18 protein-coding genes are annotated in these 20,857 nt (G+C 69.9%); 11 read left to right on the plus strand and 7 right to left on the minus strand.

Features of this window, described 5'->3' with window-relative positions; all coding sequences use genetic code 11:
• The first annotated feature begins 13 nt into the window (after positions 1-13).
• Positions 14-682, plus strand: a complete 669-nt coding sequence (locus tag BLT25_RS01130; RefSeq protein ID WP_091041095.1) for a nitroreductase family protein — start codon at positions 14-16, stop codon at positions 680-682.
• 44 nt (positions 683-726) lie between these two features.
• Here the strand turns inward: BLT25_RS01130 and BLT25_RS01135 are convergent, their stop codons facing one another.
• The gene (locus BLT25_RS01135; RefSeq protein ID WP_371113313.1) at positions 727-2,340 is read right to left on the minus strand and encodes a BCCT family transporter; all 1,614 of its coding nucleotides are present in this window, start codon (positions 2,338-2,340) and stop codon (positions 727-729) included.
• A 408-nt stretch (positions 2,341-2,748) separates the two neighbouring features.
• On the opposite strand from BLT25_RS01135, the gene BLT25_RS01140 reads away from it, so the two are divergent.
• The 3 genes from BLT25_RS01140 to BLT25_RS01150 are packed head-to-tail and all read left to right on the plus strand — an operon-like array spanning position 2,749 to position 6,474.
• Complete coding sequence (locus BLT25_RS01140; RefSeq protein ID WP_091041098.1) at positions 2,749-4,149, plus strand: ethanolamine ammonia-lyase subunit EutB; 1,401 nt, start codon at positions 2,749-2,751, stop codon at positions 4,147-4,149.
• On the plus strand, positions 4,146-4,904 hold the full coding sequence (eutC, locus tag BLT25_RS01145; protein ID WP_091041100.1) for an ethanolamine ammonia-lyase subunit EutC: 759 nt from the start codon (positions 4,146-4,148) through the stop codon (positions 4,902-4,904). Before BLT25_RS01140 ends, eutC begins: the two co-directional genes overlap by 4 nt.
• Before the next feature lie 40 nt (positions 4,905-4,944).
• Positions 4,945-6,474 (plus strand): amino acid permease, encoded by a 1,530-nt coding sequence (locus BLT25_RS01150; protein WP_091041102.1) that lies wholly within the window; start codon positions 4,945-4,947, stop codon positions 6,472-6,474.
• 6 nt (positions 6,475-6,480) lie between these two features.
• On the opposite strand, the gene BLT25_RS01155 is transcribed toward BLT25_RS01150, so the two are convergent.
• From BLT25_RS01155 to BLT25_RS01165, 3 genes are read right to left on the minus strand one after another with little or no spacing between them, the layout of a single operon-like run.
• On the minus strand, positions 6,481-7,422 hold the full coding sequence (locus tag BLT25_RS01155; RefSeq protein ID WP_091041106.1) for an alpha/beta hydrolase: 942 nt from the start codon (positions 7,420-7,422) through the stop codon (positions 6,481-6,483).
• Positions 7,423-7,434: 12 nt separating this feature from the next.
• Positions 7,435-8,826 carry a hypothetical protein gene (locus BLT25_RS01160; protein WP_176883518.1) on the minus strand — a complete coding sequence of 464 codons (1,392 nt, stop codon included), beginning with the start codon at positions 8,824-8,826 and terminating at the stop codon, positions 7,435-7,437.
• On the minus strand, positions 8,826-10,178 hold the full coding sequence (locus BLT25_RS01165) for a hypothetical protein (protein WP_091041108.1): 1,353 nt from the start codon (positions 10,176-10,178) through the stop codon (positions 8,826-8,828). The genes BLT25_RS01160 and BLT25_RS01165 overlap by 1 nt, the downstream gene beginning before the upstream one ends.
• A 288-nt stretch (positions 10,179-10,466) precedes the next feature.
• On the opposite strand from BLT25_RS01165, the gene BLT25_RS01170 reads away from it, so the two are divergent.
• From BLT25_RS01170 to BLT25_RS01185, 4 genes are all read left to right on the plus strand, one after another.
• A complete protein-coding gene (locus BLT25_RS01170; RefSeq protein ID WP_091041109.1) occupies positions 10,467-11,852 on the plus strand; it encodes a condensation domain-containing protein in 1,386 nt (461 codons plus the stop codon).
• A gap of 76 nt (positions 11,853-11,928) precedes the next feature.
• On the plus strand, positions 11,929-13,371 hold the full coding sequence (locus tag BLT25_RS01175) for a condensation domain-containing protein (RefSeq protein WP_091041112.1): 1,443 nt from the start codon (positions 11,929-11,931) through the stop codon (positions 13,369-13,371).
• Positions 13,352-14,725, plus strand: coding sequence for a condensation domain-containing protein (locus BLT25_RS01180; RefSeq protein ID WP_176883520.1), 1,374 nt, complete (start codon positions 13,352-13,354; stop codon positions 14,723-14,725). The genes BLT25_RS01175 and BLT25_RS01180 overlap by 20 nt, the downstream gene beginning before the upstream one ends.
• A 214-nt stretch (positions 14,726-14,939) precedes the next feature.
• Positions 14,940-15,542, plus strand: coding sequence for a hypothetical protein (locus tag BLT25_RS01185; RefSeq protein ID WP_218131205.1), 603 nt, complete (start codon positions 14,940-14,942; stop codon positions 15,540-15,542).
• Positions 15,543-15,545: 3 nt separating this feature from the next.
• Here BLT25_RS01185 and BLT25_RS01190 read toward each other — a convergent pair whose 3' ends face one another.
• Genes BLT25_RS01190 through BLT25_RS01200 form a run of 3 tightly spaced genes read right to left on the minus strand, consistent with a single transcriptional unit; the run spans position 15,546 to position 18,115 of the window.
• Positions 15,546-16,493 (minus strand): ABC transporter ATP-binding protein, encoded by a 948-nt coding sequence (locus BLT25_RS01190; protein WP_176883522.1) that lies wholly within the window; start codon positions 16,491-16,493, stop codon positions 15,546-15,548.
• 1 nt (position 16,494) lies between these two features.
• Positions 16,495-17,301, minus strand: a complete 807-nt coding sequence (locus BLT25_RS01195; RefSeq protein ID WP_091041118.1) for an ABC transporter permease — start codon at positions 17,299-17,301, stop codon at positions 16,495-16,497.
• On the minus strand, positions 17,294-18,115 hold the full coding sequence (locus BLT25_RS01200) for an ABC transporter permease (RefSeq protein WP_256328393.1): 822 nt from the start codon (positions 18,113-18,115) through the stop codon (positions 17,294-17,296). Before BLT25_RS01200 ends, BLT25_RS01195 begins: the two co-directional genes overlap by 8 nt.
• Before the next feature lie 138 nt (positions 18,116-18,253).
• Between BLT25_RS01200 and BLT25_RS01205 the strand changes: the two genes are divergently transcribed.
• The 3 genes from BLT25_RS01205 (at position 18,254) to BLT25_RS01215 (ending at position 20,856) form a co-directional block, all read left to right on the plus strand.
• Positions 18,254-19,429 (plus strand): LLM class flavin-dependent oxidoreductase, encoded by a 1,176-nt coding sequence (locus BLT25_RS01205; RefSeq protein ID WP_091041120.1) that lies wholly within the window; start codon positions 18,254-18,256, stop codon positions 19,427-19,429.
• Positions 19,426-20,070, plus strand: a complete 645-nt coding sequence (locus BLT25_RS01210) for an FMN reductase (RefSeq protein ID WP_091041122.1) — start codon at positions 19,426-19,428, stop codon at positions 20,068-20,070. The genes BLT25_RS01205 and BLT25_RS01210 overlap by 4 nt, the downstream gene beginning before the upstream one ends.
• A gap of 117 nt (positions 20,071-20,187) precedes the next feature.
• Complete coding sequence (locus BLT25_RS01215) at positions 20,188-20,856, plus strand: response regulator (RefSeq protein WP_176883524.1); 669 nt, start codon at positions 20,188-20,190, stop codon at positions 20,854-20,856.
• Position 20,857 lies beyond the last annotated feature (1 nt).

The raw sequence follows: 20,857 nt of genomic DNA on the forward strand, positions 1-20,857 counted from the left end.
CTGGGATGGAGCCATGGAGCTCTACGAGGCGATGCGGACCACCCATGCGGTACGTGATTTCACCGACGACCCGCTGCCCGACGAGGTCCTCGCCAGGATCCTCGACAACGCCCGGTTCGCGCCCTCCGGCGGCAACCGGCAGGGCGCACACGTCGTGGTCGTACGCAGCCAGGAGACCCGCGAGCGCCTGGTCGAGCTGACCGCGACGGGTGCCCGCAGGTACCTCGCGCAGCAGCAGGCGGGGGAGATGCCCTGGAACACCGTGCATCCGACGGCGGTCACCGAGGAGCAGATCGCCGAGACCCGCGTGCCACGTGGGATGACCGAGCCGCTGCGTACCGCTGCGGTGGTGCTCGTCTTCCTCGTCGATCTGAGCGTGATCGCCTCGATCGACTCCGAGCTGGACCGGGTGGGTGTCGTCTCCGGCGCCTCGGTCTATCCGCTGGTGTGGAACACGCTCCTGGCCGCGCGCAACGAGGGTTTCGGCGGGGTGATCACGACGATGGCGGTGGCCGAGGAGCCGGCGCTCCTCGACCTTCTCGGTGCCCCCGAGAGCTACGCCGTCGCCGCCGTCGTCCCGCTGGGCAAGCCCGTCAAGCAGCTCACCAAGCTGCGCAGGCAGCCGGTCGAGGAGTTCGTCACCCTGGAGACGTACGCAGGTACACCGCTCAGAGACGACTGATGGCGGGTCCCGGAGGACCCGCCATCAGACTCAGACCTCGCGGATCAGGCCTTGTCGGCAGGAACCGCGGTGGCGGTGTCCTCGGCCGAAGCCAGCTCGGCGCCGTTGCTGCTGTGGTCGTCCTCGACGACCGCGAGCGCGAAGTCGTCACCATGCTCGGTGACGCCGGTGATGACCGCCTGCTCGACCGCCTCCGCGGCGTACTGACCACGCACGATCAGCGGGTCGTGGGCCAGGTCGCGCTGCAGCGAGACCGCCAGCCCGACCATGATCACCGCGAACGGCAGTGCTGCCACGATCGTGATCGTCTGCAGACCGGAGAGCGCATCCGCACCACCGGCGATCAGGCCCAGGATGGCCACGAGACCGGTCGCGACGCCCCAGAAGACCACCGTGGGCCGGCTCGGCTCCTCCGAGCCGTGCTCGGAGAGGGTGCCCATCACGATCGAGGCTGCGTCGGCTCCGGAGACGAAGAAGATCGCCACCAGGACCATGACCAGGATGCTCATCACGGTGGCCAGCGGGAACTGGTCGAGCGTGGTGAACAGCTGCGACTCGACCCCGCCGAGGCCGGCGATGTCGACGGTGCCGTCGCGCTGCAGGTCGATGGCGGTGCCGCCCATGATGCAGAACCAGAGCACGCTGACGGCGCTCGGGACGAGGAGCACGCCGGCGACGAACTGCCGGATGGTGCGCCCACGCGAGATCCGCGCGATGAACATGCCGACGAACGGCGTCCAGGAGATCCACCAGGCCCAGTAGAAGACGGTCCAGGAACCGAGCCAGGCCGAGGTCTCCTCGCCGCCGACGCCGGTGCGCGCCGACATCTGCGCGAGGTCGCCGACGTACGTGCCGAGCGAGGTCGGGATCAGATCGAGGATGAAGACCGTCGGGCCGACCACGAACAGGAACAGCGCCAGGAACAGCGCCAGCACCATGTTGATGTTGGAGAGCCACTGGATGCCCTTGGCCACACCCGAGACCGCAGAGATGACGAAGCAGACCGTCAGGACCGCGATGATCCCGATGAGGACGTTGTTGCCGACCTCGCCGAGCCCGGCCACGATCTGCAGGCCGCTCTCGATCTGGATCGCGCCCGTGCCGAGCGAGGTGGCCGAGCCGAACAGGGTCGCGAAGATCGCGAAGATGTCGATCGCCTTGCCGGCCGGACCCTCGACGGTCTTCTTGCCGAGCAGCGGCGTGAAGGCCGCGGAGATCAGGCTGACGCGGCCCTTGCGGTAGGCGCCGTAGCCGATCGCAAGGCCCACGACCGCGTAGATCGCCCAGGGGTGCAGCGTCCAGTGGAACATCGTGGTCGCCATCGCGTGCTGGATGGCCTCGGGGTTGCCCGCCTCGCCGGTGCCCGGAGGCGGCGTGACGAAGTGCGAGATCGGCTCGCTGACGCCGTAGAACATCAGACCGATGCCCATTCCGGCGCTGAACATCATCGCGATCCAGGACGCCGTCCTGAACTCCGGCTTCTCGTCGTCACGGCCCAAGGGGATGTTGCCGTACTTGCTGACGGCGAGCCAGACGATGTAGATGACGAAGCCGCTGGCGGTCAGGACGAAGAACCAGCCGGCCTTGTCCAGCACCCAGGCGAGGGCGTCGCCGGCGACCTTGCCCATGCCGTCGGTGTTGATGAAGCCCCAGGCCATGAACGCGATGGCGATGGCCGCCGCGACGCCGAAGACTACCCAGTCGATTCCCTTGCGTTGGTCCTGTTCGCTCGAGATCGGCAGGTCCAGCGCAGGGTGGGGAACGACTTCGCCCGTGGGGGATTTGATGAGACCAGTAGCGTTGTGATGGTCGGAATTTTTCGGACTGTCTGTCTTCTTCTCAGAAGTCACACTGTTGTCCTTCCGGTTGGGTTCGGGACCACAGCACCCTAACGCGCACTGTCTTTGCCTTCTGTTCACCGGGGTGGCGCGGCCGTCGATTGAAATCGACTTCTGGATCGACTGTGTCCGGCCGGTTCGCGTGTTGTTCTGGTGATGTGGTCCGCCGTGCTGCAGCGGTGTCTGAGGCTCACACCGTGGAAATATTGCGGCTCTACCGTTGATGTCATGCGCTACCGGCAGAGTCTCCACGGGCACGGCTTCGAGTTCGACGGTCTGGTGGAGGTGCTGGCGCGGGCGACGCCGCTGCGCTCCGGCGACATCCTGGCCGGATGCGCCGCACGGTCCGACACCGAGCGGGTCGCGGCGCGGATGCTGCTCGCCGACCTGCCGCTGACCACCTTCCTCGAGGAGCAGGTGGTTCCGGCCGAGTCGGACGACGTCACCCGGCTGATCCTGGAGACCCACGACGAGGACGCGTTCGCGCAGGTCAGCGGCCTGACCGTCGGGGCTCTTCGGGAGTGGCTGCTCGACGCCGCCGCCCGGCGCGACACCGCCGCGCTGACCGCGGTCGCGCCGGGGCTGACCCCCGAGATGGTGGCGGCCGTCTCCAAGATCATGCGCAACCAGGATCTGATCGCGGTGGCCGCGGCCACCGAGGTGGTGACCGGCTTCCGTACGACGATGGGACTGCGGGGCCGGCTGGCGACCCGGCTGCAGCCCAACCATCCCACCGACGACCCGAGCGCCATCGCGGCCTCGATCCTGGACGGCCTGCTTCTGGGGTCCGGGGACGCGCTGATCGGCATCAACCCGGCCTCCGACAACCCGCGCACGGTCGCCGACCTGCTCCGGCTCGTCGATGAGGTACGCCTCCGCTACGAGATCCCGACGCAGAGCTGCGTGCTGACCCATGTCACCACCACGATCGACCTGATCGAGGCGGGGCTGCCGGTCGACCTCCCGTTCCAGTCGATCGGTGGCACCCAGGGTGCGAACGAGGGTTTCGGGGTGACCCTGGCGATGCTGGCGGAGGCCGACGAGGCTGCCCGGTCGCTGGCGCGCGGCACCGTGGGGGACGAGGTGATGTACTTCGAGACCGGCCAGGGCTCGGCGCTCTCCACCGGTGCCCATCTCGGCAGCGGTGGCAGGCCGGTCGACCAGCAGACCCTGGAGGCCAGGGCGTACGGGGTCGCGCGGGCGTTCCGGCCGTTCCTGGTCAACACGGTGGTCGGCTTCATCGGCCCCGAGTACCTCTACGACGGCAAGCAGATCATCCGCGCCGGGCTCGAGGACCACTTCTGTGGCAAGGTGCTGGGCGTGCCGATGGGCGTCGACGTCTGCTACACCAACCATGCCGAAGCCGACTCCGACGACATGGACAACCTGCTCACCCTGCTCGGTGTCGCCGGGTGCACGTACGTCATGGCCGTCCCGGGTGCCGACGACGTCATGCTCGGCTACCAGTCGACCTCCTTCCACGACGCTCTCTACGCCCGCCAGGTCCTCGGCAAACGCCCGGCGCCGGAGCTCGAGGAGTGGCTGGCCTCGGCCGGCCTGCTCGACCCGGACGGTTCCGTACGCGACATCGACCCGGCCACCACGGTGCTGAAGGAGCTGGCGCGATGAGCGAGTTCTGGGAGTCGTTGCGCAGGGCTACCCCGGCACGGATCGGACTGGGCCGGGCCGGCAACTCGATCCCGACCGCCGAGGTCCTCGCCTTCGGCGCTGCCCATGCGGCGGCCCGCGACGCGGTCCATCTCCCGCTCGACGTCCATGCCCTCGTCGAGGCGCTCGACGGCCTCGCACTGGGTACCCCGCGGGTGGTCGCCTCGGCGGCACCGGACCGGACCACCTACCTGACCCGGCCGGACCTGGGGCGTGTGCCAGGCGCCGACCTGGAGCTCGGGCGGGGCGGAGCCGAGATGGCGGTCGTCGTCGCCGACGGCCTCTCCGCCGAGGCGGTGGCGAAGCACGCGGTGCCGCTCCTGGAGAATCTGGTCCCGCTCCTCGACAGCGCCACGACCGTCGCCGCGCCGGTGGTCGCCACCCAGGCCCGGGTGGCGCTGGGCGACCACATCGGCCGGGCGCTGGGCGCGCGACTGGTCCTGGTGCTGATCGGCGAGCGGCCGGGGCTCTCGTCCAGCGACTCGTTGGGCGCCTACCTCACCTGGGACCCACGGCCCGGCGTCCTCGACTCGGCCCGCAACTGCGTCTCCAACATCCGTCCACCCCACGGCCTGGACCATGCGACCGCCGCGCGCACCATCGCCGGCCTGGTCGCCGGGGCCCGGGCGCTCGGCGCGACCGGGGTGACGCTCAAGGACGGATCTTTCACAGCGCCGTTACCTGGCGCGACCACGACCGCCACGGACCGTTTCTAGCCTCAGGCACATCCACCCCCACGAAATCCGGAGGCGTGCCATGCCCGAGGCACCTGAAACCGTCGAGCCGGCCCAGCTCGACGACGAAGCACATCTCGCCCGGCTCGGCTACAAGCAGGAGCTGGCCCGCACCTGGTCGGGGTTCTCGAACTTCGCCATCTCGTTCTCGATCATCTCGATCCTGGCCGGTTGCTTCACCACGTTCGGCCAGGCCTGGAACAACGGCGGACCGGTGGCCATCTCATGGGGCTGGCCGATCATCTCCGCGTTCATCCTGATCATCGGCTTCACCATGTCCGAGCTGGTCTCGGCGTACCCGACCTCGGGCGGCATCTACTGGTGGGCGGCCAAGCTCGGCGGCCCGGCGGCCGGATTCTTCACCGGGTGGCTCAACCTGATCGGTCTGCTCGCGGTGACCGCGAGCGTCGCGTACGGAGCCGCCACCTTCCTCGACCTCACCCTCTCGACCCTGAGCGCGAGCTGGGCGGAGGGCTACTCCCTGGGCCGGGTCTACCTGATCTTCCTGGCCATCCTGGTGCTGGCCGCGCTCGCCAACATCTTCTCCAGCCACCTGCTGGCCGTCATCAACAACGTCTCGGTGTGGTGGCACGTCGCCGGCGCCGCGGTCGTGGTCCTGGTGCTGATCATCGTCCCGGACGACCACCAGAGCATCAGCTACGTCTTCACCGAGCGGATCAACAACTCCGGCTACGCCGACGCGAAGTACTGGTTCCTGGTGCTCCCGCTCGGTTTCCTGCTGACGCAGTACACGATCACCGGGTTCGACGCCTCCGCCCACCTCTCCGAGGAGACCCAGGGCGCCGCCGACGGCGCCGCGAAGGGCATCTGGCGCTCGATCTTCTACTCCGCGGTCGGCGGGTACGTCCTGCTGCTGGCCTTCCTCTTCGCGGTCCAGGACCCGGAGGGCGTGAGCGCGGGCGGCGGCGCGGTCGACGTGATCTTCGGTCAGGCGCTTCCGGACTCCTGGCACTTCGTGGTGCTGCTGATCTCCACCGCCGGGCAGCTCTTCTGCGCCACCGCCTGTCTCACCAGCGCCTCCCGGATGACGTACGCCTTCGCCCGCGACGGCGCGGTCCCCGGCTCCTCGCTGTGGGCGAAGGTCAGCCCGAGCAGGAAGGTCCCGGTGAACGCGGTGCTCCTGGTGGCGGTCGTCGGTGCGGCCATCACGCTCCCCGCACTGTGGGGCGTCGGTGGCATCCCGCTGGCCTTCTACGCGATCACCTCGGTCGCGGTGATCGGCCTCTACCTCGCCTTCGCGATCCCGATCTTCTTGCGCTGGCGGGCCGGGGACGCCTTCGAGACCGGGCAGTGGACCCTCGGCAAGCACTACAAGTGGCTCAACCTGGTCGCCGTCGCCGAGATCGCGATCATCTCGGTCTACTTCATCCTGCCGTTCGTGCCGTCCGGCTGGATCACCAGCGACGACTTCTCCTGGGCGTCGGTCAACTACGCGCCGATCCTCACGGTCGGCTCGCTGGTCGTCCTCGGCCTGTGGTGGAGGCTCTCCGCGCGCAGGTGGTTCAAGGGCCCGAAGACGACCCTCGACTGATCCGGCTCAGACGCCGTACGCCGCCAGCCACCGCTCGATCTCGGCGTAGGCCTGCTTGCGGACCTCGGGGCGCGACAGGATCACGTCGTGCTTCGCCCCGGGGACCGCGACGTAGGTGACATGGCTGCCGATGGCGGTCGACCAGCGGCGGATCTGGCGCACGTCGAGCACGATGTCGGTCGAGTGGACGAGCTCGCCCATCGCCTTCGGCTTGCTGGAGCGGTCGGAGGAGAGCACCAGCACGGGCGCCTTCACGTCCAGGCCACGGTGGAGCCGGGCGTGGCCGTCGCGGATCGCCTTGAGCCAGCCGAGCCGGATCGGGTAGGAGCCGACCGGCTTGAGGCCGAGGTCGAACTCCCACTCGCCGTCGTGCTCGACGTGGAGCGACATGGTGTAGAAGCCGCTGACGTCGCGGCCGAGCTCGCGCATCGGGGCGCGGTGGCCGACCCGGCGCACCACCGGGCTGGCGACCTCGCGCAGCAGGAACGAACCCTGCAGGTCGAGCCACGGCGAGTTGAGCACCATCCCGGCCAGGGCGTCGGGCTGCCGGTCGTCAGCCCACAGCGAGACCGTCAGCCCGCCGGTGGAGTGGGCGCTGAGCATGACGTGCGAGTGACCGTCACGCTCGGTGATCCGCTCCCAGGCGGCGTCGATCTCGTCGAAGTACTCGACGAGATCACCGACGTACGTCCCCGACTGGTGCTCACGCAGCGAGCGACCGTACTTGCGCAGGTCGAGGCCGTAGAAGTCGTAGCCGCGAGCGGTCCACCACTCGGCGTACTCCTTCTGGAAGAAGTAGTCGGAGAAGCCGTGGACGTAGAGGACGGCGCCCTTCGCCTCGCCGTCGGCCGGCCGCTTGACCAGCGTGGCCACGACGGTGCCCTCGAAGTCGTCCGCGAGCTCGATGGTCTCCACGGTGTAGGGCTCACCGAGTACGTCGATCGTCATGAACGCATCCTCTCACCAGAAGGAAGGAGTGAGTCCCCGACGTCCGTAGACGGTGGTCACGATCTCCTTCAGTCGCTCGGAGTCCGGGATCGCGTCGGGGTCGAGCGCGCGGATGCCGAAGGTGCAGGTCTCTCCGACCTCGCTCCACCACGATGTGACGCCGCCCCGCATCCGGCGAAGCTCGCCGCGGGTCGCGCCGAGCGCCAGCGCACGGAAGAGGATCGAGTCGGCGGCCACGCCGAACGGCGCCACGAAGTCGGGGTCGGGGCGGCCGAGGTTGGAGGCCAGGCCGAGCGGGGTGACGACGTTCTTGAGCAGCGTTCCGGCCAGCTTGTCCGGGATCATCTGCGCCAGCGGTGCGATGTGCGCGATCGGGTCGGGGCGGGTGCCCTTGAAGAGCGCAGAGAACTCCTTCTTCGACCGCTCCCGGATGTGGGCGAGGTCGGTGACCCGGCCGACGCCGTCGCGCAGCTCGGTCTCGACCGCGATCGAGACGCCCGAGGTGGCGTTGGAGCGCAGGTCGCCCTCGCCGCGCATCGAGACGGGCAGCGACATCTTGACCGGCTCGCCGGGGCGTACGATCCCGGCCTCGAGGAGCACCTCGACCGAGATCGCGACCTGCAGCGCGTTGGAGGTGCCACCGGCCCGCGCCACGGCCACGTCCCACTCCTCGACGGGGCAGTCGGCGCCGGCGAAGGCGACCTCCTGGACGACGCCGTCGTCGGGCTGCGGGGCGGGCAGTGGCCGCTTCTCGGAGGACTGGGCCTCCAGCACCGGGGGCTTCCCGGCCCTGCGGGCCGCCCGGAGGCCGCGAGCGGCGGCGCGGGCCATCGTGCGTGCGTCGCGCCGATCGTCCTTCCGGGTGACCTCGGCCTCTGCTTCGGCGATGGGGAGGCGGGGCAGAGGCTGGCGGCGTACGGCCGCGATCAGCGCCCCGAGCTTCATCCCGCCGTCGCAGACGATGTGGGAGGCGTTGTAGGCCACCACCGTGCCACCGTCGGTGGTCTGCGCCATGAATAGCGCCCACAGCGGGCCCGTCACCGGGTCGAACGGCACCTCCTCGGCCGTGCTGTCGAGCCAGGCCATGACCTGGTCGGGCTTGATCCGGTCGGGGTGCAGACGGACCGGCTCGGCCGTCGTCGCCGGCACCCAGTGCGAGCGCGCGCCGATGGCGCGGGGGCGGACCACCAGCCGGTTGAGCGGGCCCTTGGCCAGCTCGTCGACGACGCCCTGGACGGCCTCCACCGGGATCTCGGCAGGGAACCGCCAGGCGGTCTGGGCGACCACCGGGACCCCGATCACGGTCGCCGTCCGGAGGAAGACCTCGTCGTCGTACGTCAGCCGGTTGGTCGGCTCGGGAGTGAACGGCGCCGGGCGGGCACCGGGGCTCGCGGGCGGCAGCATCACCACACCTCGACGCTCAGACCCCACGAGCCGAGCTCCTCGACGACCAGATTCTTGAGAAACTCCAGGTCGGGCACGCGGTCGGGCTCGGCGGCGACCAGGTTGAGCGTCGTACGCGGGCCCGACTGGATCAGCCAGGAGATGATCCCGCCGCCGACGTCGTAGGCGTCCTGGGCGGTGGCGTTCTGGTAGCCGGCGAGCCCGGCCACGAGGCGTACGTCCTCGCCCATCGCGTAGCGGTAGTCGTCGGGGAGCTGCGGCAGGTTGGAGGCCATGCACGCGGCCGCCGGCGGCTGCGGGAGCTTGTCGAGCACCGCGTCGGGGAGCATCTGCATCATCGCCAGCGGCACCGGGACCAGCCCCGGGCCGGCCTGGCCGAGGCGGATGTAGGCGGCCTTGGAGAGCTTCTTGATCGCGGCGAGATCACGCCGCTCGAGCACGTCGCGCGGCACCTCGACCATGGCCACGCGCGTCGAGTTGGACCGTACGTCCCCGGGCTGGAAGTCGCTCATCGGCAGCGAGACCGGGACGTCGCCCCGGTCGACCGGCACGTGGTCGATGCGGACGAGCAGGTCGGCGACCACGTTGATGAACCAGGCGTTGGTCGAGCCGCCGTGCTCGGCGGCGATCTTCGTCATCGCCTCGGTGTCGAACTCGGCGATCATCCGCGGCATCCGCCAGGCCTCGGGCGCCGGGTTCGGGGTGGCCTCCGGGTAGACCCGCGGTGCCTTGGTGGCCAGGGCCGCGGTGCCGTCCTTCTTCGCCTGGCGACGGGCCTTGGTCCAGTCGCGGACGGCGCGCCACTGCGCTCGGCTGTCGGCGGCCTCGGCACGGACACGGTCCCAGCCCTTGGCGGGCGCGTGCGGCAGCCGCAGCGGCTCGCCGCGAGAGGCCCGGGACACGGCGTCGAGGACGGAGCCACCGTCGCCGACGGCGTGGGCGAGCAGCATCGAGACGACCGAGGTGCCGTCGTCGAGGTTGATCGCGGTCAGCCGGTAGGTCAGGCCCTCGTGCGGGTCGAGGTGGTCGCTGTGCCGCTTCTGGAGCCAGTCGGTGATCTCGGCGACGGGGAGGATCTCGTCGTAGAGCTCGATCGACGGGTCGCGGTCGGCATTGGTCCACAGGTCGCGAGCGCCCGGGAACTTCGCCCGGTGGAGCCTGCGCGAGAGCCCGCCCTCGGCCAGGCCGGCCGCGATGTAGCGCAGCCTGTCGGCGTCGTAGGGACTGTTCATCCGCCAGATCCACTGGTTGGCGATCGGGCTTCCGAGACCGCGATGACGCCGGGCGAAGAGGTCGTCGGCGAACTGCAGGCGGCCGGAGTTGTCGACGGGTGCACGAGTGGCAGCGGGCATGGGGGATCCTCGAGATAGGGCGGGCGGCCAAGGGGAGGAGTCAAGCGGAGTCGATACCGTATGTAAACCCCCAGGGGCAATTTGGTTGGTGTGGGAATCACCACGTCCAGGGTGGCTCGAAACCGAGGGTGGACCTGTGTGCACAATAGGCCGCGACGTGGGGCGACATCGCTGTCGTCCCAGGCAGTACGCCTTCTCGGGCTACGGCGTTCTTGAGGTTCGTTCGGGTCCCTGAGATGGCGCTTGCCCGCACATGAGCCCCCACCTCAGAGAGGAACTCCACCTCCGATGGAGTACACCGAGCTGTCCGCGTACGACGTACCCCCGGGCGAGGTGACTGCGTGGATCCCCACCGCGGAGCCGAGTGCCTGGGTCGACGACGACCGCCGACTGTCCCACAACCACGAGCTGCACCTCGACACCGCCGAGGCGGGCTCCTGGATCGGCTCGATCATGCGGTTGCACGGGCTGCTCGACGTGACGGCACTCGGCCTCGCGCTCCGGGCCTGGATCGGCCGGCACGAGGCGTTGCGCGGGACCGTCGAGGAGACTCCGGCCGGCCGGCAGCGTCGTGCGGTCGCCCCCGCGGACGTGTCGATGACGACGACCGTTCTCGGCCGGTTCGACGGCGAGGACGCCCGGGGCTGCATCTCGGACTTCCTCGCCGATCACATCGACCCCTCGGCCTGGCCCTACGTCGTGTTCGCGACGGTGGCCGACGCCGACGGCTTCACCCTGGTCTTCGGCGCCGACCACGGTGTCATGGACGCCTACTCCCAGCTGCTCTGGTTCGAGGAGATCGCCACCCTCTACGAGCGGGCGCTGGCCGGCGAGCCGTTCGCGGAGTTGGCCGTCGCCACGACCGGGAGCCACATCGACCACGCTGCCGAGGAGCGGGTCACCGGGGATGCGATGTCGCTGGAGAGCGACTCGGTGCGGGTCTGGCGCGACTGGCTGAGCACCCCTTCGGGCACGCTGCGGTTCGCCGACTTCCCGGTCACGGGCATCACCGACGTACCCGCTTCGGCGGAGCCGCTGCCGCAGGCCAGCCTGTCGCAGTGGCTAGGCGACCCGCGCGAGGCCAGAGCTCTCGGCGAGCTGTGCAAGAGCGCCGGCGTCTCCTTCCAGGCCGGGATGATGGGCGCGATGGCGTACGTCCTGCGGGCCCGGTACGGCGTGGAGCGGATGCGTTTCGTGGCGCCCATGCATACCCGCTACACCGCCGAGCACGCCGCCGCGGTCGGCTGGTACGTCGGCCTCGTCCCGATCACGCTCGACATCTCCGGCGCCTCGACGCTGCCCGAGGTCGCCGCCCGGGTCCACACCGCGCTCGGTGAGTCGAAGCCGCTGGTCCCGCAGCCGTTCGCGCGGGTCGCGGACCTGCTCGGCGTCTCGGACGCACCCCACTTCGTTGTCACCTTCGTCGACACCCGCTTCATCCCCGGCGCCGAGCGCTGGAACTCCTGGGACGCCCGTACGCTGCGGGCCCCCGTCCGCGCCGACGACGAGGTCTATCTGTGGCTCGTGCGTGACCGGGACGGTCTCAACGTCTCGACGCGCTACCCGGAGACCGTCGCCGCCGAACGGGTCGTGCGCGACCTGATCGGCGGGATGAGCGACCTCTTCGAGGAGATCGCGCGGCCCGAGACCGCCGACCTGGAGGGCACCGCATGAGTGAGCGCCAGCGAACGACAATCGGGCTCATGCCGCCGCTTCCGTATTCTTTGCTCTCCTCGACGGAGGTGGCGGCATGAGGATCGGGGCGCTGGCCGAGCTGGCTCCTGCGCCCGGGCGGGTGGTCGTGCTGCGCCCGACGGCCGAGTGTCAGGCGGCGGCGGATGCGGCGCCGATCTCTCCCGGAGCGCCGTCGTTCCTGCAGGCCGATCACCTCAACGCCTATCGGGCCAAGGTCGGCTCCGGTGGGGTGCACCGCGCCTGGACCGGCACCGCGGGGGAGTTCTCCGTTGCTTTCTCGGCCCCGGCCTACGTCGAGGCGCTGACCACGTTCGTGCGGCGCCACGAGGGCCTGCGGACGTGGTTCGACCTCTCGGGAGAAACCCCTGTCCGACACCTCGTCCCGGCCGAGGCGATCGCCTTCGAGGCCGTCGAGGTCGAGGCGCCGTCCGACTGGTCCGGCGGCTGGCAGGACCTCCTCGTCAGCCTGTGGGACGAGCAGTGCCGCCCCGACTCCTGGACCCCGTTCCTGCTCGGCGCGATCGTGCGCGAGGACGGCTTCAGCTACTTCTGGGGCTGCGACCACGCCTTCACCGACGGCGCCTCGCAGCTGATGGTCCCGGCCGAGCTCGGCGCCGCCTATGCCGCCGCCCTGGGAGCCCCTGCGCAGGAGCTGCCGGAGGCCGACAGCTTCGTGGCGTACGCGGCCGGCGAGCAGCAGCTGGCTGCCCAGTGCGACGCGGAGACACCGGCGGTGCGCGAGTGGGCCGACATCGTCTCGCGTCACGACGGGCGGCTGCCGCGCTTCCCGGTCTCGCTGGGGCTGGCCGAAGGCGAGACCGCACCGGTCCGGATCCGGCGGTGGACCGCTCTCGAGGGTGAGGCGGTCGACGCGCTCGAGTCGCTGTGTCGTGCCGCCGGCGGTCGGTTCACCAGTGGCGTCTTCGCGCTGCTGGCCCACGCCGAGCAGCGACTGACCGGCGCCTCCGACTATCTGGGCATCACCGTGCTGGGCACCCGGTCGCCACAGACCACGATGTCGCACGGCTGGTTCTGCAACTTCGCCCCCGTCTCGATGCCGCTGGGGGAGACCTTCGCGGAGACCGTGGTCGGCGCGGAGAAGGCCTTCGGCGTGGCTCGTGAGCTGGCCAGGACCCCGGTCCACGTGCCGCTCGGTGCGATGGTCGCCGGCGGGATCCTCGCGCCGACCGAGCTGGCGAGCCCGCAGATGGTCTCCTACCTGGACGTACGCAAGTTCCCCGGCGCCGGGACCACCCCCTTCGACACCGGGCTGCACTTCACCGGCGAGGGCCGCACCGCCAACGCGAGCCTGTGGGTCAACCGCTTCGAGGACCGCTTCGAGCTGGCCACCCAGAGCCCCGACACCGAGCAGGGCGGACGGTCCGTGGCGACCTTCTTCGCGGCGGTCCACGACGTGCTCGCCGGGCTCGGCCTGTCGGTGCGTCCGGTCGATGCCGAAGCGATCATCGGGACCGGACATGCTGGTCACGACCGCTGACCTGTGGGAGCCCCGGCCGGGCACGTTGCTGCGCTGGGACCTCTCCGCGCCCGGTCGCGGCGCGCCGACTGAGCTCTCGCTCAACCAGCGCAACCACCTCGCCGGCGCGATGGCCGGGGCGCCGACCGTATGGCTGGCCGCCGCCTTCGACGTCGACGGGCCCATCGAGCCGGTCGCGCTCTCGCGCACCTGGCGCGCCTTCCTCGCCCGCCACGGCAGTCTGCAGCTCGAGGTCGTCGCCGGGTCCGAGGGGCTCCATGCCCGCCGACACCACCCCGGCACCCTGACCTGGTCGGTCGCCACCGTCGGCCACACCAGCACCGTCGAGGAGACCCGCGCCGCGCTGCACGCCGCCCTCGACGAACGGTGCGGCCCCTTCGCCTACCCGGCCTTCCTGCCGGCCGCGATCTCCCGCCCCGACCGATCCACGATCGTCCTCGGCATGGACCACCTGCACTGCGACGCCCACTCGGTCGCCGTCGCGGTCGAGGAGCTCGCCCACCTCTACGCCGCCTTCACCGAGAGTGGCGAGGAGCCGCCGCTGCCGCCGGTGACGTCGTTCCTCGAAGCCGTCGCCGAGGGACACGACGGGCCCGCCTGGGTGGCCGCCGACGACCCGCTGCTCCGCGGCTGGAGCGAGTTCCTGAGCGGTCGCGACCACCGGCTGCCGACCTTCCCGCTCCCGCTCGGCCTCGAGCCCGGCGAGCGGGCCGCCCAGGCCACCGCCGTCGCTCCGCTGGCCGACGCCGCCCTGATGGAGCGCATCGGCACCCGCGCCCGCAACAGCGGCGCATCGACGTACGCCGCCGTCCTGGCCGCTCTCGCCACCGCGATCTCCGACCTCGGTGGCGGCGACCGGCTGGACACGATGGCGCCGGTCTCGACCCGCTCCGCGGAGGCGCTGACCCGCTCGATCGGCTGGTACACCACCACCGTCCCGCTCACCGTCCCCGCCTCGCTCACCGATCTGGGCCTGGCAGAGGCCGGTGACGCGGTCCGTCAGGGCGTACGCCTCGGGTCGGTGCCGCTCGACCAGGTCCTCGGCTCGCTCACCGAGCCGTTGGTGCAGACCCGCAGCGACGTCTTCGTCGTCTCCTGGGTCGACTACCGCCACGTCCCCGGCGGCTCGGCCCACCTCGACCGCGACGCCCAGCACATCTCGGCCTCCACCCAGGCCGACGACGTCCAGATCTGGTTCGCCCGCACCCACACCGGCCTCGCCGTCCGCGTCCGCTACCCCGACACCGCGGTCGCCGCCGTCTCCGTCGAGTCCCTCCTCGACCGCCTGCGCCACACCCTCGCCGACCTCTCCCGCCAGCCCGACGACCTCACCGTCCTCCGCATCGACTCCTGAGTTCTCCGCGTCGTCCGAGGTTGTCGGTGGGTCCGTCTACAGTCGGCCACAAGGCCGCGGACAAGGCGAAACCCCGGCGATGTGGCTGCTGCCAGGGATCGTTCCGGGGTCTTCGCGTTCAACTCTACGGGGGAACGGTGGGATGTCAAACGCCAGCCGAGGGAACGGCGGATGGACGGATGCGACGCTTCGTCATCTCCTGACCGCAGAGAGATTGAGTTCCTACCTGCATGCCTGCGGCGAGGACATCAGTCGCTCGCTGCGGCTGTACGAGTGGAACATGAGCGCCGGGTCGGCGGTCATGGCTACGACGGGGACGGTGGAGGTCATCGTTCGCAATGCCATCGACCGCCAACTCCTCTCGTGGGCGCGTCGGAAAGGTCACCAAGACTGGGTCGGCGTCCTGCCACTCGACCAGCGCGGACGCGATGACGTCGCCAAGGCTCGATCCAGGGCGACCCTGCGCGGAAGGCGGCCGGAAGAGCATGGGCGAGTGGTCGCGGAGCTGAGCTTCGGGTTCTGGCGTTATCTGGTTTCCCAGCGCTATCACGCCTCGTCATGGGTTCCTTCGCTTCACAAGGCGTTCCCAGGCGCCGCCCCGGACATCCGGAAGAGACGTCGGGACGTCGAACGACGTCTTGTGAGTCTGATGCTGGTCCGCAACCGGGCCGCCCACCACGAGCCCATCCATCGCCGTGACCTACTCGCGGACCTCGAGGACGCCATCGAGCTCGTTGGATGGGTTCATCCGGAGGCCGGCGCATGGGTAGGCACGGTCTCAGCATTACGCCAGGTCGCCAACGCGCGACCCACGTGACGATCAGCGGGAGTAGAGCTGCCGGATGACGTCCTCGATGTCGGGCTCGTGGATGGACAGATCGGCAACGTCGTACGCAGCCGCGACCTGCGCCACCAGCGGCGCGGCGGAGGCGCCGGCGGGGAAGGAGAGCCATTGGCGGGGGCCCTCGACCTTCAGAACCCGAGCGCCCTCGATGGCGATCGGGGAGGCCTCGTCGACGAGGTCGACGACGAGGGTGCGGGAGGCGTCGCCGTTGGCTCGCAGGGAGGGCAGGGGGCCGTCGAAGACGGCGGTGCCGTGGTCGATGACGATGACCCGGTCGCACAGCGCCTCGATGTCCTGCAGGTCGTGCGTGGTGAGCATCAGGGTGGTGCCGCGCTCGTGGTTGAGGGCGCGCAGGAACTCCCGCAGGCGTCCCTTGGAGATCACGTCGAGGCCGATCGTGGGCTCGTCGAGGTAGAGGATCTCGGGGTCGTGAAGCAGGGCGGCCGCGATGTCGCCGCGCATCCGCTGCCCCAAGGAGAGCTGCCGCACCGGCGTGTCCATCAGGTCGCCGAGGTCGAGCAGGGCGACGTGGTCGTCCAGGTTGCGGTGGTAGGTCCGGTCACCGATCCGGTAGATGCGTCGCAGCAGCTCGAAGGAGTCGCGCAGCGGCAGGTCCCACCACAGCGACGTACGCTGCCCGAAGACCACCCCGATCCGCCGGGCGAGCTCCCGGCGCTGGCGCGACGGCTCCAGACCGGCCACCCGCGCCGACCCGCCGGAAGGCACCAGGATGCCGGTGAGCATCTTGATGGTCGTCGACTTCCCGGCGCCGTTCGGGCCGATGTAGCCGACCATCTCACCGGCGTCGATCTCGAACGAGAGGTCGTGGACGGCCTGCTTCACCACCGACGTACGTCTCAGACGACCCGCCCTCTTGCGGATCGTGAACTCGCGGGACAGGTCCCGCACCTCGATCAGCGACACATCAGCTCCCAGTCGATCGGTAGCGGCGAAGCCCCTGGCGCCACACCAGCGTGGTCACGCCGACCAGCGCGAGCGCGGCCAGGGGAGAGGCGAAGCGGAACCAGTCCGGGGCACCGAACGGGTCGTGGAGGCCGAGCAGGAACAGGCAGGGGTACCAGTTCACGAACGTCAGCGGCAGCAGGTAGGTCAGCGAGCGGACGACCTCGCGCGGGAAGATCGTCATCGGGTACTGCATGATCGTGTTCCCGCCGTAGGTGAAGGCGTTGGCGAACTCGGAGGCGTCCAGGGTCCAGAACTGGATGGTCGAGAACGTCACGAACACGCAGAAGTAGATGACCACGCCCGAGACCAGCGCCATCACGAGCACCGCCAGCCGCTGTGGGGTCCACTCGACGGTCGGCGCGGCCCACGCGAACACCGCGACGGCCTGGGCGATCTGGCCGAGCCGGCGCAGCTCGAACCGGTCGGCGCACAGCTGCACCAGCACCGGGACCGGCTTGCTCATCATCGCGTCCAGCTCCCCGGTGCGTACCTTCTGACCGATCTTCTCCACGCTGCCGACCAGCATGTCGGCGACCCGGAACGCGATCGAGGTGACCCCGTAGAGCAGCGCGATCTCGCGCAGCGTGAAGCCGCCGTAGGAGTCGATGTGGCTGAACATCAGCCAGATCGCCACGAAGTCGAGGAAGGTGATCAGCACCCCGCCGACGGTCATCGTCCAGAAGGAGAGGGGATAGGCCATCGCCGCCCGGATCCACAGCAGCGCGATCAGCCAGTAGGAGCGCACCGCATGAGCGACCTCAGCCACCCTGGACCACCACCTTGCGGGTCGCGGCGCGCAGCACGAGTGCGCAGACCCCCAGGAGCACGACCGCCCAGGCGACCTGCAGCCCGATCGCGGCGAGCATGTCGAGCCCGGTGTGGCGGCCCAGCCAGATGTCGGCCGGGGTCTGGATGTAGGAGGCGAACGGCAGCGCCAGCGCGACCTGGCGCAGGCCGTCGGGGAAGAGGTTGAGCGGCAGAGTCAGCCCGCTGAAGAACGTCGCCAGCACGCTGAGCAGGACCCGTGGGCCGGTCGCGTCCAGGAGCCAGAACGCGCTGGCGGCGAAGAGGAACCGGACCGCGAAGCTGACCACCACCGCGAGCGTGACGCTGACCAGGAACCCGACCGCACCCGCGGGGGAGGGCATGACCAGCCCGAACAGCAGCGCGCCGATGATCGTCGGGGCCACGCCCCGGGTCGCGAAGTGGTAGAGCCCGCGGCCGAGGTCGGCCGCGAGATACCAGCCGAGCACGCTGACGGGACGGTAGAGGTCGACGGCGATGTCGCCGTTGCGGATCCGCTCGGCGAGGTCGTCGGTCGCCCCGCCGCTCCACAGCGCGATCGTCATCAGCAGCGCCTGCCCGATCCAGACGAAGGTCACCGCCTGGTCGGCCTCGTAGCCGCCGGCCGACGGGTTCTGCTCCCACAGCGCCAGATAGGCGAAGCTGAGGATGATGCCGAAGACCGAGTTGGTGAAGATCCCGGCGAGCGTCGCCACGGTGTAGGTGGAGTAGCGGCGGAAGGACCTGGTCGCGATCGCGGCGTACACACTGATCTGTGCATGCAGGGCCCCGGACACCTGACGTACGTTGGCACAACAGGGCCTGCGTACGCCAAGGGGTTTCCTGGAATAAGGTTGATGCAGCAACTGTTTGCCGAGTAGTTCGGATTTCAACTATCGTGGAAGAGTCCACGAAAGGGGCAGGGAACCATGGGTATGCAGTTCGGCATCTTCACCGTCGGTGACGTCACGATGGACCCGACGACCGGCAGGACCCCGACGGAGCACGAGCGCATCAAGGCGACCGTCGAGATCGCCAAGCACGCCGAGGAGGTGGGCCTGGACGTCTTCGCGACCGGTGAGCACCACAACCCGCCGTTCATCGCCTCGAACCCGACCGCGACGCTGGCCTACATCGGCGCCAAGACCGAGAACATCATCTTGAGCACCGCGACCACCCTGATCACCACGACCGACCCGGTGCTGATCGCGGAGGACTACGCCAAGATCCAGCACCTCACCGACGGTCGCGTCGACCTGATGATGGGCCGCGGCAACACCGGCCCGGTCTACCCCTGGTTCGGCAAGGACATCCGCCAGGGCATCAACCTGGCGGTCGAGAACTACGCCCTGCTGCGCCGGCTGTGGAGCGAGGACGTGGTCGACTGGTCGGGTAGGTTCCGCACCCCGCTGCAGGGCTACACCTCGACCCCGCGGCCGCTGGACGGCGTCGCGCCGTTCGTCTGGCATGGTTCGATCCGCTCGCCCGAGATCGCCGAGCAGGCCGCCTACTATGGCGACGGTTTCTTCCACAACCACATCTTCTGGCCGGCCTCGCACACCAAGCAGATGGTGCAGCTCTACCGTCAGCGCTTCGAGCACTACGGCCACGGCACCGCGGACCAGGCCATCGTCGGGCTGGGCGGGCAGTTCTTCATGCGGCCCAACTCCCAGGACGCGATCGACGAGTTCCGGCCCTACTTCGACAACGCCCCGGTCTACGGCCACGGCCCCTCGCTGGAGGACTTCACCGAGGCCACACCGCTGACCGTCGGGTCGCCGCAGCAGGTCATCGAGCGGACGCTCTCGTTCCACGAGTACGTCGGTGACTACCAGCGCCAGCTCTTCCTGCTCGACCACGCCGGGCTGCCGCTGAAGACGGTGCTGGAGCAGCTCGACCTCTATGGCGAGATCCTCCCGACCCTGCGCGCGGAGTTCGAGAAGCTGCGCAAGCCCGGTGTCCCGGACGCCCCGACCCACGCCTCCCTGGTGGAGAAGGCCGGCGGCGCGAAGGACTCCACCGTCTACGCCGAGGGTGACTCCGCCACCGGCTCGTCCGACCGCGACCTGGAGGACCCGGAGGTCGCCAAGGTTCTCGAGGGGGAGCTGTGACCCGGATCGTCGTGGTCTCCGCGGGGCTCTCGGTCCCGTCCTCGACCAAGCTGCTCGCCGACATGCTCGGCGACGCCACGACCCGGGCCGTCCAGGCCCGGGGCGCGGAGGTCGAGGTCGAGCACGTAGAGCTGCGCGGCCTGGCCCACGAGCTGACCGACAACCTGCTCACCGGCTTCGCCAAGCCGGCGCTCCAGTCGGCCATCGACCAGGTGCGCTGTGCCGACGCCGTCATCGCGGTGACGCCTGTCTTCTCGGCCTCCTACTCGGGCCTGTTCAAGACGTTCTTCGACGTACTCGAGCAGGGCGTCCTCGACGCGAAGCCGGTCCTGATCGCCGCCACCGCCGGGACGGCCCGGCACTCGCTGGTGCTCGAGCACGCGCTGCGGCCGCTCTTCGCCTACCTGCACGCCGTGGTCGTCCCCACCGGGGTCTTCGCCGCCACCGAGGACTTCGCGGGCGGGCCGGAGCTCCCCAAGCGGGTCGACCGGGCCGCCGCCGAGCTTGCAGCCCTGCTGGCGGTGGGCGTCGCCTCGCCCTCCCCGGCGCCGCATCGGACGCTGGTGGAGGACGAGTTCGCGAACCCGACGTCCTTCGAGACGCTGCTCAAGAGAGCCTCCGAAGGGCCGCCGGAGTTCTGACCTGCCGGGGTTCGGTTCGGCTGCCGATGTGAACACGGAGCCGAGATACCGGGGGTTTGCGAGGAAGTGCGACAGAATGCGTCTCGACCGCTACCCCCAGCACCGAGCGGAGCCGTTGTGCCCAGCTATGAGCCGAGCGTCGTCGTTGCCGACGAGTCGCCTCTCCTTCGTGCTGGACTCACGGCCCTGCTCGCGCGTGGTGGCTACCAGGTGGTCGCCGACGCCGCTGATGCCGAGGCGCTCGTCCAGGCGGCGACCGACACGCTGCCCACGCTGGTCGTGACCGACGCCCGGCTCGGCTCGGGGCCGGACGACGAGGGCATCCGGGCAGCCCTCCGGCTGCACGAGAAGGTCCCGGAGATGGGCATCGTCGTGCTCGCCGACACGGTCGAGACGGCCTACGCGTCCGCTGTCTTCGCCAGCGCCGGCACCGGCGGTCTCGGCTACCTGCGCAAGTCCCGCGTACGCACCGTCCCTCACTTCCTCGACGTCGTCGGCCGGGTGGCCTCAGGTGAGGTCGTCGTCGACCCGGAGGTCATCGCTCGGATGGTCGAGGCGTCGCAGGACGCCGATCCGGAGGTGATCGCGAGGCTGACGATGCGCCAGAGCGAGGTGCTGGGCATGATCCACGCCGGATTCCCCAACCGCGCGATCATCAGCAGGTTCTTCAGTGGCAGGCGGCAGTTCGAACAGTGTCTGAGCGAGATGTTTCTGGCGTTCGGCCTCTCCGGCGACGTCGAGCATCGACGTACGCCGACGCTGCTGACCCACCTCGCATCCGGCTGAC

Source organism: Nocardioides sp. YR527, from assembly GCF_900101045.1.
Lineage (GTDB): Bacteria > Actinomycetota > Actinomycetes > Propionibacteriales > Nocardioidaceae > Nocardioides.

What these genes read in the sequence shown, in the direction of transcription:
- BLT25_RS01165 (WP_091041108.1), bottom strand. Translation starts at nt 10,178, where the DNA reads ATGCCCGCTGCCACTCGTGCACCCGTCGACAACTCCGGCCGCCTGCAG.
- BLT25_RS01180 (WP_176883520.1), top strand. Translation starts at nt 13,352, where the DNA reads ATGCTGGTCACGACCGCTGACCTGTGGGAGCCCCGGCCGGGCACGTTG.
- eutC (WP_091041100.1), top strand. Translation starts at nt 4,146, where the DNA reads ATGAGCGAGTTCTGGGAGTCGTTGCGCAGGGCTACCCCGGCACGGATC.
- BLT25_RS01130 (WP_091041095.1), top strand. Translation starts at nt 14, where the DNA reads ATGGAGCTCTACGAGGCGATGCGGACCACCCATGCGGTACGTGATTTC.
- BLT25_RS01155 (WP_091041106.1), bottom strand. Translation starts at nt 7,422, where the DNA reads ATGACGATCGACGTACTCGGTGAGCCCTACACCGTGGAGACCATCGAG.
- BLT25_RS01170 (WP_091041109.1), top strand. Translation starts at nt 10,467, where the DNA reads ATGGAGTACACCGAGCTGTCCGCGTACGACGTACCCCCGGGCGAGGTG.
- BLT25_RS01160 (WP_176883518.1), bottom strand. Translation starts at nt 8,826, where the DNA reads ATGCTGCCGCCCGCGAGCCCCGGTGCCCGCCCGGCGCCGTTCACTCCC.
- BLT25_RS01150 (WP_091041102.1), top strand. Translation starts at nt 4,945, where the DNA reads ATGCCCGAGGCACCTGAAACCGTCGAGCCGGCCCAGCTCGACGACGAA.
- BLT25_RS01175 (WP_091041112.1), top strand. Translation starts at nt 11,929, where the DNA reads ATGAGGATCGGGGCGCTGGCCGAGCTGGCTCCTGCGCCCGGGCGGGTG.
- BLT25_RS01140 (WP_091041098.1), top strand. Translation starts at nt 2,749, where the DNA reads ATGCGCTACCGGCAGAGTCTCCACGGGCACGGCTTCGAGTTCGACGGT.
- BLT25_RS01135 (WP_371113313.1), bottom strand. Translation starts at nt 2,340, where the DNA reads ATGGCCTGGGGCTTCATCAACACCGACGGCATGGGCAAGGTCGCCGGC.
- BLT25_RS01205 (WP_091041120.1), top strand. Translation starts at nt 18,254, where the DNA reads ATGCAGTTCGGCATCTTCACCGTCGGTGACGTCACGATGGACCCGACG.